The sequence below is a fragment of the Azobacteroides sp. (SeqCode) genome (assembly GCF_055395615.1).
On the sequence record NZ_AP014701.1, the window covers coordinates 641,741 to 654,338 of the forward strand.

Here is a 12,598-nt window from a genome sequence, read left to right on the forward strand (position 1 = left end):
TTCCTATTTCTTTATTTTTTCCTTTTAGAGAGAGCAATAACTCTTCCTTTGATAGGAAAAAATTTAATATGTCCAACAATTATCTATTATTTCCCCTTCATCATCACGAACATCCAGTACTAAAGCTTTAATTTGATGTTTTCTTGTTAACTCGATCAAATTTTCTTTTATAGTCAGAGCACTTTGAGAAGTAAAAGAAGATAAAGAAGAAAGATAGATATAACCAATTTTGCCTCTTACTAAATTGTAATAAGTAACTGGATTAATATTAACCAGCTTTCTTTTAATCTTTCATTTTTTTGATTTTCCCATCCTAATCGTTGATATAATATTTTTATGCTTGTATTTGACTTTCCTTTCAGACATTCACTTGCAAATGAAGTAGTCTTACCTATTATACTTTTCTCATTTATTTATAAAATTTTATTACTTGGAAGTAACCCTACTAAAGAAGTAGGCATTCCTTCGTATATTTCTAAAATAATTATTTCATCGTTTTTTTCTGAGATAGTTGCTCCAATTTCTCCATATTGACCTGTTGTTTGAATTTGAAAATCGGATAAATTTTCTGTTGAAATATATTCTGTATATGGATCCAGTTTTTGCATTATGTAAATAATGTTGCTTTGTATTATTTTTTTAAAATTTAATGCATTAATACAATATAAAATTTAGTTTGTTGAAGAGTAAATTAAAAATATCTAAATATTTAGATATCTCGAAATGTTGTTATTCAGATAACTGAGGAAATATTTTGGAAAAACAAATACAAAGTAAAGAAATAAGTAAAGAAATTCTATTTCTAGTAAATTTCATATAAACATATTTTTCTATTTATACAATAATTTTGTATAAATAGAAAAATATGTTTATATTCATTTTTCTATTTATACAATAATTCTTCCTTAGCTCAGTTGGTTAGAGCATCTGACTGTTAATCAGAGGGTCCTTGGTTCAAGTCCAAGAGGGAGAGCGAGTACTGTAAGGTAGTTTTTTACAGAAAAATGAGTTGAAAATAAAAATAGAAAGCTTTGTCCTTAGATTAAGGAGAGCTTAGTAGAATGGATTTTAAAGCAAAAAAAATAGGTAGGAAGTGGGTTTCGACCAGTATTTGAATATTTTAAAGTAAAATAGCAATTGTAATTATCGTTTTTAGGAACGGAAAGAGCAGTGTCAATTAATAAAACATATTAGTGAAGCCGTTGTTTAGTTTAGTGATAAATTAGAAATAGATTTAAAAAAATGCTTGGATCATAAGAAATGTTGAAATTTAGTATTTTGAGAAAATAATTGCAGAAATTTGTGTATTCATGAAGTCAGTTTACTCTAATTCTTTGGTAATTTGGTAAGAATTTCTTTCCTTTGAGTTTCTAATAATTAATTCACCCATAAATCCTATCAAAAATAGTTGTATGCCGATAACCATGCTTGCGATTGCTATATGAAAATAGGGGGTACAGGCGATTAAAGGAGCCTTTGTTCCTTTGATAAGAGTGTGGTATTTTATACCACCTACTACTAGTATGGAAGCTAACCCGACGATAAACATTATACTTCCAATCAATCCGAAAAAGTGCATAGGTTTTTTACTAAACTTGAATAAAAACCATAGCGTGAATAAATCTAAATAACCATTAGTGAAACGATTTAATCCAAATTTGCTGTATCCATGTTTTCTTACTTGATGTTGAACCACTTTTTCACCTATTTTATTAAAGCCTGCATTTTTGACTAAATAAGGTATCCAACGGTGCATGTCATTGTAAATTTCAATATTTTTTACTACAAGTTTGTCATAAGCTTTTAATCCACAATTAAAATCGTGCAGTTTGATATCTGAAAAAACACGTGCAACAGCATTAAACAATTTAGTAGGCAGTGTTTTAGTTATAGAGTCATATCTGGGTTTTTTCCAACCAGATACTAGATGAAATTTTTCTTCTTTTATCATATGAAAAAGTTCTGGTATTTCATCTGGACTATCTTGTAAATCAGCATCCATTGTAATAATTACATCTCCTTTAGTTCTCTGAAAAGCCGATTGTAAAGCAGGAGATTTTCCATAATTTCGTTGAAAGCGAATTCCTTTTACGACTTTTGAATATTTTTTTCTGAGAATTTCAATAATCATCCACGAATTGTCCGTACTTCCGTCATCTATGAAAATAATTTCATAAGAAAATTTTTCTTTTTGCATTACTTTAATTATCCATTCGCATAATTCAGTAAGAGACTCTTCCTCATTTAATAGAGGTATGACGATTGATATATCCATTTCTAAACTATAAAATTAAGTATAAAATAGGATTAAATAAAAAATAATTAAATTTGTGATTATTTTATTTTGAATAATTTTTTAATAAATTTTTATTATGTATTTAGATTCGGAAAAGAAAAAAGAAATCTTTGAAAAATATGGAAAATCTAATATTGATACTGGCTCTTCTGAAGGACAAATAGCACTATTTTCCTACCGTATTCTTCATCTAACTGAACACCTTAAGCTAAATAGGAAAGATTATAGAACGGAAAGATCTCTTAAAATGTTAGTAGGTAAGCGTCGTCGGTTATTAGACTATTTAAAAGAGTATAATGTCGATCGGTATCGTTTTATTATCAAAGAATTAGGTATTAGAAAATAATTTTCTTTGTTTGAGTTACCAATAATATCAAATAATTCATTGGTAATAGCTTGTTCTTTTTCTTTTTGTATCAGTAGAAATAGTATAATATTGTCAATATTTTACTGTTTAATATATAAGGATATAGCATTTTTTTGTTAAAAAATCCAAAGTTGTATTTTTGTTTTCGATGATAAAGTTTCCATAATTTTGTTCTAATAATTGCCTACTTGTACTGTAGAAAATCCTTTATAAAACCTATATCCTTGATATAAACGATCAGATGAGAATGTGTCGTTTGCTTGCTTTTCCTTTTACAGTAGTTGGTAAAGAAATTGAAATGTGTTTGTTTTTTTAAAACATAGTATGCCATTCGTAACTATCTTTTGTATGGTTAAGTATTACCTTATTGAACATAGAGTTTGTTATTTTTTTGGAATATTGTTATATGCAAGGTTTGGTATAGATCCAAAAAATAAATGAAATAAGAATTTTTATTGTTAGAAATTTATATCCCATAGATAGTTTATCTAATTATATTCTCCTTTTAATTTCTGATGTATCGATTAAAGATATTATTATAAATGAAGCCTGTATATAATAGATAAAATACATTTTATTCTCAATTAAAGTAGAAAGTAAATATACGTGACTTTTAAAAAAATATATAGTTATACAATCTTTCCTGTAACTTATTGTTATTAACAACCATAATAGTAACTTTTGATTCTCATTTAAGTATTTAAGAACAAAAATCCTTTTATTATAACCAGTTATTATAACTAATTGAACTTATATGCTAAGTTCAAACTAAAGGATAAAAAATCATTTGAAAAATGCTCTAAAAAGATCCATGCCATTAGCATATATTAGCAGTATAAAAAGTAAAAATACCCCTATAATTTGAGCATATTCCATAAATTTTCTATTTGGTTGGCGACCGGTTATTATTTCATAGAAGAGAAAAATTACATGTCCACCATCTAATGCGGGGATAGGTAAAAGGTTCATTACTCCCAACATGATAGACAATAGAGCAGTCATACTATAAAAGGTAGGCCAATCCCATATTGCTGGGAAAAGCTTTCCGATAGTGCCAAGTCCTCCGATATTTTCTATACCTGTTTTAGTGAAAAAAAACTTTAATTGAAGTACATAGAATGAAAGGTTTCTAATACCAAGTATAAATCCTACAGGAAAAGCTTGCAAAAAATTATAGTTGTTTATTATGGGAGATAATTGAGTACTAGAAAAAACACCTATTTTACCGTTAGTATCGACATGTACCTGGATATTCATTTTTTTTGATGATCGCATAATCTTTAATTGTATATCCGTGTCTTTGTATTTGGATAGTTGGAAAACTAATCCTCCGAAGGAATTGATTTCAGCCCCATTGACTGATACTATTCTATCTCCTATTTGCATTCTTACTTTTTTTGCATTGCCATTTGGTAATAAACTTCCTATTCGATTAGATCGATAATCAGAAAATGGTGTTTGCGTAGAAATAATTTGTGACTTGAAGTTTTTAGGTAAAGCTATTTTTTTTTTAATTTTTTCTCGTAGAACCGTTACAATTTTTGAGTTAATTACATGGAATAAATTTAAATCGTCATAACGTGTCAACTTTTTATTGTCGGCAGCAAGAATAATATCTCCATCTTGAAATCCTGCTTCATGAGCAATATTGTTAAAAAACAAAGGGGTTTTAACAATTGGAATGTAATTATCTCCCCATTTGAATACCATCATTGAGTAAATAAAAAAAGCTAAAATAAAATTCATTAAGACACCTCCTGTTATAATTAGAAGACGCTTCCATGCTGTTTTGGAACGAAATTCCCATGGTTTAGGTGCTTGTTTTAAAGCCTCTTTGTCTAGATTTTCGTCTATCATTCCAGCAATTTTTACATATCCCCCCAAAGGTAACCATCCTATACCATACTCAGTTCTATTTCTTTTGGATTTATATTTGAATAAGGAAAACCAAGGATTTAGAAATAGATAAAATTTTTCTATTTTCACCCTAAATATTCGTGCAAATAAAAAATGTCCAAATTCGTGAACAATTACTAGTATAGACAGACTTAATATTAACTGAGATGCTTTAATTAGGATTGTATCCATAGTTATTTTGTTTTTCTTACTATTTCCAATGTTATGATTCTTGTTGTTCGGTCTGTTTCTGATAAATCTTCATAAGTGGGAGATGAAATAAATCCTGATAAGTTCATAACTTTTTCGATTACATCACTCATTGCCAGGAATTTTATTTTGTCTTGCAAAAAAGCGTTCACCACTATTTCATTAGCTGCATTAAGAATGCAAGGCATATTTCCTCCTTGTCGAATAGCTTCAAAGGCTAAATTAAGATTGCGAAAACGAATAGTATCAGGTTTTTCAAATGTCAAATGATTTTTTTTATCAAAATCTAATAATCTATAATTAGATTTTAACCTTTCTGGAAAAGTTAAAGCATATTGTATAGGTAGATGCATATCAGGTAAGCTTAATTGAGCTTTAATAGAATTATCTTTAAACTGTACCATAGAATGGATGACAGATTGTGGGTGTATTAGTACTTGAATTTGTTTAGGATTTATACCAAACAGCCATCTAGCCTCTATTACTTCAAATCCTTTATTCATTAAAGTGGCTGAATCTATAGTTACTTTATTTCCCATTGACCAATTGGGATGCTTCAAAGCCTTTTGTTTGGTAACAAATTTTAATTCTTCCAAAGAATATTTTCGAAAAGGTCCTCCTGAAGCGGTTAGAATAAGACGCTCTACTGTATCAGGATTTTCTCCAATCAAACATTGAAAGATTGCAGAATGCTCAGAATCTATAGGCAAAATTGTTGTATGATGTTTTATGGCTAATTGTGTTATCAACTCTCCTGCAAGGACTAACGTTTCTTTATTTGCCAATGCAATTTTTTTTCCAGCCTTAAGAGCATGAATAGTTGGTTTTAATCCTACGTAACCAACTATAGCTATAAGTACTATATCTATAGGGTTAGCTTTTACTATCTGTGAAACAGCGTCTTCTCCTGCTAAAATTTTAATAGGAAGATTTTTTAACCCTTCTTTAAGTTGTTTATATTTGAATTTATTGGCAATGACAACAATTTTAGGAAGAAATTCGATCGCTTGCTGAATAAGCAACTCTACTTGATTATTAGCAGAAAGAGCATAAATTCCCAATTTTTTAGGTTGTTGACGGACAATATCCAAAGTTTGTATCCCGATGGAACCAGTTGAACCTAATAAGGCTATTTGTCTCATTTGTTCTTAAAATTTTCTTTTTTATTGTTTTCAATATTCACTAACAATACTTGGTTTAGATATTTGTCCTTATCTATATCTTTGTTTAACTTTTGTTAATGTTGGCCTTTTATAAATGCATCTATAAATATATTCCAACAAAGGTAATTTTTATTAAATAAAAGTAAAAAATAAGAAAAAAGCATTATTAAGTTATGACTAACAAATTGCTGTAGTGTTTTTGTATTTTTGTTTGAAATTTATTAAAATGTTATCTGATATCAAAAAATATTGTAGAAAGTATGACATTAGAATCTAATATTGTTATTAAAGGAGCAAGAGCCAATAATCTTAAAAATATCGATTTGGAAATACCTCGTAATAAACTCATTGTAATTACAGGGTTATCTGGATCTGGGAAATCATCTTTAGCTTTCGATACTTTATATACAGAAGGACGAAGACGTTATGTAGAAAGTCTTTCTGCTTACGCCCGTCAGTTTTTTGGTAAAAAAAATAAACCTGAAGTGGATTTTATCAAAGGATTACCTCCAGCCATTGCTATTGAACAAAGGGTAAATACTTCTAATTCGCGTAGTACAGTAGCTACTTCTACTGAAATTTATACTTATTTATGTATGCTATTTGCTCGTATAGGTAAAACTACTTCTCCAATTACAGGAAATGTTGTATGTAAATATCAAACTAATGATGTAATAGATAGAGTATTGCGTTATCCGAATGGAACTCGTGTTATTTTACTTACTCAAATAAATCAAACAGAGTCTTGTTCTATAAACGAGCAATTGAAAGTATTGATGAAAGAAGGATTTTCAAGAATAGAAATCGATAGTAAGATCTATCCTATTTTAGAAGTTCCTGAAGGCTTGGTATTATTAAATAAGGTCTATTTAGTAATAGATCGACTTATTATCGCTAATGAATCTCAGACTGTTTCTCGTTTTTTTGATTCTATAGAAACTGCTTTTTTAAAGGGTAATGATAGTTGTATTCTTCGTTTTTATACAAAACAAGGTGTCATTTCAGAAGAGTTTTCAAGAAAATTTGAGATCGATGGAATTAAATTTGAAGAACCTTCAGATAAAATGTTTAACTACAATAGTCCAATAGGTGCTTGTTCAGCTTGCAAAGGATTTGGAACAATTTTAGAAATATCAGATGAGTTAGTAATCCCAGATACTTCTTTATCTATATATGAAGATGCAATAGCTTGTTGGAGAGGGATCAAAATGAACAAATGGAAAGAAGATTTTATTCAAAAATCTTCTTTTTATAGATTTCCCATTTATTGTCCTTATAAAGAATTAAAGCAGGAAGAAAAAGATTTGTTGTGGAATGGAAAAGGAACGTTATATGGGATCAATGATTTTTTTAAATATGTAGAAAAAAAATTGTATAAAATGCAATATAGAGTTATCTATGCTCGTTACAGAGGGAATATCACGTGTCCAGTTTGTAAAGGGCAACGATTAAAACATCAAGTTTTATATGTAAAAATTGGAGGGAAAAATATTGCTGATTTAATGAATATATCCATTAATAGAGTTAAATTTTTTTTTGAAAATCTTCAACTAAACAAATATGATGCACAAATTGCCAAACAATTATTAATTGAAATTACTTCTCGATTACATCTTTTAAATAACGTAGGATTAGGGTATTTAACATTGGGGAGACTGTCTTCCACATTGTCTGGTGGAGAAAGCCAGCGTATTAATTTAATAACAGCATTAGGAAATGGTCTGGTAGGTTCTCTATATATTTTGGATGAACCCAGTGTTGGATTGCATTCGCAAGATACACTTTTGTTGATTAAAGTTTTAAGGCAATTACAGACATTAGGTAATACTGTGGTAGTAGTAGAGCATGATGAAGAAATTATTCGTTCGGCAGACTATATTATAGATATGGGGCTTGAAGCAGGCAAGGATGGAGGAGAAATAATTTATAAAGGGGAAATTGATAAATTAGATATGACTTCTAAAAGTTATACAATTCGCTATTTGGCTAGAAAAGAAAAAATTGAAGTTCCTACACAACGCAGAAAATGGAATAATTTTATTGAAATAAGAAATGTTTGGAAAAATAATTTAAAAGGATTTAGTGTACATTTTCCATTAAATATTATGACAGTAGTTACAGGAGTGAGCGGTTCAGGCAAATCTTCTTTAGTATGCGACGTCTTTTATAAAAGACTAAGACAATTTTATGAAAGCAAGAAGAAAGCTAAAAATATTTTTGGAGATTTATATCTTATAGAGCATATTGAATTTATAGATCAAAATTCTATTGGAAAATCTACACGTTCCAATCCAGTAACTTATATTGGAGCTTATGATGAAATACGAAAAATTTTTGCTGAACAACCTTTGGCGAAACAATTACATTTTACTCCATCACATTTTTCTTTCAATATAGAGGGTGGAAGATGTGAAGAATGTAAAGGTGAAGGAGTAATTACTATTGAAATGCAATTTATGGCTGACATAGTTTTAGAGTGTGAATCTTGTCATGGAAAAAGATTTAATCTGGATGTTTTGGATATAGAATATCGTGGTAAGAATATTTACAATGTTCTTAACATGACTATTGATGAAGCAGTTGATTTCTTTAAAGAAAAAGAAAATAATAAGACGAAAAAAATTATGCGTAGATTACAAGTTTTACATGAAGTTGGATTAGGTTATGTTAAGCTTGGTCAAAGTTCTACTACGCTTTCTGGGGGAGAAAATCAGCGACTAAAATTAGCTTACCATCTCAGTGAAGAAAAAAATAAACCAACTCTGTTTATTTTTGATGAGCCAACTACCGGACTTCATTTTCATGACATTAAAGTATTAATACATGCTTTTAATGCATTAATTGATCGTGGACATACAATTGTGATTATAGAGCATAATATGGACATTATTAAAACTGCTGACTATATCATTGATTTAGGACCAGAAGGAGGAGAAAATGGTGGTCATTTAGTCGATACTGGTACTCCTGAAAAGATTGCTGAGAATGGAATATCTATTACAGGAAGATTTTTGAAGGAAAAATTATTAAATATTTAATAAAAGACTATGACTTTGATTAGATCAGTAAGAGGTTTTACACCTCAATTTAGGGAAAATTTGTTTTTGGAAGATAATTCCTCAATTATTGGTGATGTAATTATTGGAGATGATTGTAGTATTTGGTTTGGTACTGTATTAAGGGGGGAGATGTAAATGCTATTCGTTTAGGGAACAGGGTAAATATTCAAGATGGTTCAATAATTCATACACTTTGTGAGAAATCTGTAGTTGAAATAGGTAACGATATAAGTATTGGGCATAATATAGTTGTTCACGGAGTAAAAATTGAAGATGGATCATTGATTGGAACTGGTTCAGTAGTTTTAGATAATTTTATAGTTGAGAAAAATACATTAGTTGCTGCTTGGACAGTTGTTTTAAGTGGAACCAGAGTTAAGAAGCAAACAGTATTTATGGTGGAATACCTGCTAAGTTTATTAAAAAAATAGTTCCGAACAATCAAAAATCAATCAGAAAATTGCTAAAAACTATCTAATGTATGCATGGTTGTATAAATCAGGGAATAATGTAAAAACAAAATAAAAAACTATGATAAGTGTACTGGATATTGTGTCGTTACTCATTAATTGTAGAATTACTAATATTTTTTTTGCACAAATTGATAACATTTTTTTTTTGATTCTAAAATCTAAAACAATTAGGCAAACGATTTCTAAAAAAATAGTTTTTTTGTTTATACAAGCTAAAATTGACGTATATGTATAATGTTCAAAACATTTTTGGAGTTCTTCTATTATCACCAACTCCCCCTCCCCCCCCCCCAAAAAAAAAAGTTATCTATTCTAGAATAATTTTATGTCCGATAGTTTCTCTTCTTGAAGAAAAATTTACTATATCAATATCCCCTTGTTCATCAATCTATTTTCAGTCCAATGTTAATAACTTGTAGAAACACACTAGACTATCGTTCGATACTAAGATAATTTGTTAATAAATTATTAACGTAACACTTGAATGATTTTTTTTATTCTTTTAATGACTTCTTTTTTTCCTAATATTTCCATGATATGAGAAATATGTGGACCTTTTGAGGTACCTACCAATGCCAATCGGCAGGCATTCATGATATTCCCAAGATAATAACCTTTATTAATAACCCAATTTTTTATAGTTTCTTCTAAAATTTGTGAAGAAAAATTGGTAAGAGTTGTCAATAATTTAGATAATTCTGTTAATTGTGTAGAACTTTCTATTTTCCATTGCTTTTGGACAGTCTTTTTATCGTAAGTATTAGGAGGAAAGAAAAAAAAGTCTGTTTCAAACCAGAGATCTTTGATAAAGCTTACACGTTCTTTAACTATACCGACTGCTTTAGTTATTTTTTTAAAATTTTGACCCTTGAGCTTTTTAGAATAAAAATGAAAAAATAATTTGGCAATTTCTTTATCAGATTTTTTTTGAAGGTATTGATGATTAAACCATTTGGCTTTTTCATAATCAAATTTAGCGCCTTTTTTACTACATTTTTCTAATGAAAACAATGTTGATAATTCATCAATAGAAAAAATTTCTTGTTCATTACCTGGGTTCCAGCCGAGCAAAGCTAAAAAATTGATAAGAGCTTCTGGGAAGTAGCCAATTTCACGATAACCAGGAATACATTTTTCAGTTTTTGGATCTGTCCATTGCAATGGGAATATAGGAAATTCAAAATGTTCACTATCTCGTTTGCTTAGTTTTCTTTTCCCATTGGATTTTAATAATAAAGGTAAATGGGCAAATACAGGTATTGTTTCTTCCCATCCAAAATATTTGTAAAGAGTAATATGAAGAGGAGTAGAAGTCAACCATTCTTCCCCTCTGATAACGTGAGTGATCTCCATTAGATGGTCATCTACAACATTTGCCAAATGATAAGTTGGAAGATTATCTACCGATTTATAAAGTACTTTGTCATCTAAAACAGAAGAATTAATGTTCACTTTCCCTCGTATTAAATCATTTATTACAATTGTTTTATTTGGTTCAATCTTAATTCGTACTACATATTGATTGCTGTTTGTAATTCTTTTTTTTATTTCTTCCTTAGATAAGGTTAGAGAATTGGTCATTACCATACGAGTAGTAGCGTCATATTGAAAATTAGGAATACTACGCCGTTTTGCTTCTAATTCTTCGGGAGTGTCAAAGGCAATGTAAGCCAGATTATTATTTAACAATATATCTACATAATTTTTATATATTGCCTTTCGTTCGGATTGCCTATATGGGCCGTAATTACCTCTGTGATGTGGGCCTTCATCGAAGATAATTCCCAGCCATTTGAATGTTTCAACGATATATTCTTCTATTCCAGGAAGAAGTCGTACAGAATCGGTGTCTTCAATTCGAAGAATGAGAGCGCCGTAGTGTCTTTTAGCGAAAAGATAATTATATAAAGCCGTTCGAATACCTCCGACATGTAATGGTCCAGTAGGACTAGGAGCAAAACGAACACGTACTTTCATATAGATGTAGTTTTTTTGTAAATTTATCATTTTTTATTGAAATCCGGGGTTTTGCTTTTTCGTAATCTTAAAAAAATGATTACCTTCGCTATTTCGAAAATATTGAAAATATGAAATTAATAAGTATTTTGTTACAAACAACTTCAGTTAGAGGGAATAGTTATGGTGGACTCATAATGATCGTTTTGATATTTGCAATCATGTATTTTTTTATGATCCGTCCGCAACAAAAACAGAGAAAAAAAATCGAAGCACAAAGGGAGGCACTAAAAGTAGGAGATAAGGTAGTGATGTCTGGTGGGATGCATGGCAAATTAAGGGAGATTAATGATGCTTTTTGTATAGTTGAAATTGCTGAAGAAGTAAAAGTTAAAGTGGATAAATCTTCGGTATTTGCTTTTAACGATATTCCTTCTGGTAAAAAACATAGTAATTAGTGATCGGTTCTGTTTTTGTGTTTTGAATAAATGTTTATGGAATATGAACGTGTATTTTGATTTTTACACTCCAGTAGCTATGTTTCAGATTTTGGCAATTTTATGAGAGTGTTGGGTATAACTGGAGGTATTGGAAGTGGAAAATCAGTAGTTGCCAAAGTATTGGAAATAATGAAAATTCCTATTTATAATGCTGATGTTGCAGCCAAGAAAATAAGTGATTCGTCCCAGATTGTACGAGAAAAGTTATCTAAGAGGTTTGGATCAGCTATTTATAAAGAAAATATGTTGGATAGAGTTATGCTTGCCTTGTTAATTTTTGATCGACCTGAACATTTAGCGTTTGTCAATTCTGTAATTCATCCTGAGGTATTACGAAACTTCTTTGAATGGAAAGAGCAGTACAAGAAAATATCTCTTATAGGAATTGAAACTGCTATTTTATTTGATTCTGGGTTTGACAGATGGGTAGATGTGAGTATTAATGTTTTTGCCCCTACAAAAGTGAGAATCCGGCGCATACAAAAGAGGGAAAGGCTAGATAAGAAGCTTATCCTAAGTCGAATAAGTAGTCAATTACCAGATAAAGAAAGAATTAATAGAGCAAATTATACTATTATCAATGATAATAAACAAGCTATATTGCCTCAGGTAGAAAATTTACTTACTTTGTTGCAAAGAGGCTAATTTATTTGTCAAAATAAAATATATAGTCTATGA

9 protein-coding genes, 1 tRNA gene and 1 pseudogene are annotated in these 12,598 nt (G+C 29.5%); 6 read left to right on the forward strand and 5 right to left on the reverse strand.

What is annotated here, in order from left to right; all coding sequences use genetic code 11:
• Positions 1-413 precede the first annotated feature (413 nt).
• On the reverse strand, positions 414-608 hold the full coding sequence (locus ACZ5QM_RS02625) for a hypothetical protein (protein ID WP_464182461.1): 195 nt from the start codon (positions 606-608) through the stop codon (positions 414-416).
• A 291-nt stretch (positions 609-899) separates the two neighbouring features.
• Here ACZ5QM_RS02625 and ACZ5QM_RS02630 point away from each other — a divergent pair.
• Positions 900-973, forward strand: a tRNA-Asn gene (locus tag ACZ5QM_RS02630).
• Positions 974-1,321: 348 nt separating this feature from the next.
• Here the strand turns inward: ACZ5QM_RS02630 and ACZ5QM_RS02635 are convergent.
• Positions 1,322-2,275 (reverse strand): glycosyltransferase family 2 protein, encoded by a 954-nt coding sequence (locus ACZ5QM_RS02635; protein ID WP_464182463.1) that lies wholly within the window; start codon positions 2,273-2,275, stop codon positions 1,322-1,324.
• A 97-nt stretch (positions 2,276-2,372) separates the two neighbouring features.
• Between ACZ5QM_RS02635 and rpsO the strand changes: the two genes are divergently transcribed.
• On the forward strand, positions 2,373-2,642 hold the full coding sequence (gene rpsO / locus ACZ5QM_RS02640) for a 30S ribosomal protein S15 (protein WP_464182465.1): 270 nt from the start codon (positions 2,373-2,375) through the stop codon (positions 2,640-2,642).
• Positions 2,643-3,446: 804 nt separating this feature from the next.
• Here the strand turns inward: rpsO and rseP are convergent.
• Both rseP and ACZ5QM_RS02650 read right to left on the reverse strand, forming a co-directional pair.
• Positions 3,447-4,751: an RIP metalloprotease RseP gene (gene rseP, locus ACZ5QM_RS02645; protein ID WP_464182467.1), complete on the reverse strand. Its 1,305-nt coding sequence runs from the start codon at positions 4,749-4,751 to the stop codon at positions 3,447-3,449.
• A 2-nt stretch (positions 4,752-4,753) separates the two neighbouring features.
• Positions 4,754-5,911, reverse strand: coding sequence for a 1-deoxy-D-xylulose-5-phosphate reductoisomerase (locus ACZ5QM_RS02650; RefSeq protein WP_464182468.1), 1,158 nt, complete (start codon positions 5,909-5,911; stop codon positions 4,754-4,756).
• A gap of 281 nt (positions 5,912-6,192) precedes the next feature.
• On the opposite strand from ACZ5QM_RS02650, the gene uvrA reads away from it, so the two are divergent.
• Together uvrA and ACZ5QM_RS02660 are read left to right on the forward strand one after the other, a co-directional pair.
• On the forward strand, positions 6,193-8,970 hold the full coding sequence (gene uvrA, locus ACZ5QM_RS02655) for an excinuclease ABC subunit UvrA (protein WP_464182469.1): 2,778 nt from the start codon (positions 6,193-6,195) through the stop codon (positions 8,968-8,970).
• Between the two features lie 9 nt (positions 8,971-8,979).
• Positions 8,980-9,516: pseudogene (locus ACZ5QM_RS02660) on the forward strand (gamma carbonic anhydrase family protein).
• Positions 9,517-9,932: 416 nt separating this feature from the next.
• Here the strand turns inward: ACZ5QM_RS02660 and gltX are convergent.
• On the reverse strand, positions 9,933-11,441 hold the full coding sequence (gene gltX / locus ACZ5QM_RS02665) for a glutamate--tRNA ligase (RefSeq protein ID WP_464182470.1): 1,509 nt from the start codon (positions 11,439-11,441) through the stop codon (positions 9,933-9,935).
• 110 nt (positions 11,442-11,551) lie between these two features.
• Here gltX and yajC point away from each other — a divergent pair, with 110 nt between their 5' ends.
• On the forward strand, positions 11,552-11,878 hold the full coding sequence (gene yajC, locus ACZ5QM_RS02670; protein WP_464182471.1) for a preprotein translocase subunit YajC: 327 nt from the start codon (positions 11,552-11,554) through the stop codon (positions 11,876-11,878).
• A gap of 102 nt (positions 11,879-11,980) precedes the next feature.
• Positions 11,981-12,565, forward strand: a complete 585-nt coding sequence (coaE, locus tag ACZ5QM_RS02675; protein ID WP_464182473.1) for a dephospho-CoA kinase — start codon at positions 11,981-11,983, stop codon at positions 12,563-12,565.
• The last annotated feature ends 33 nt before the right edge of the window (positions 12,566-12,598 follow it).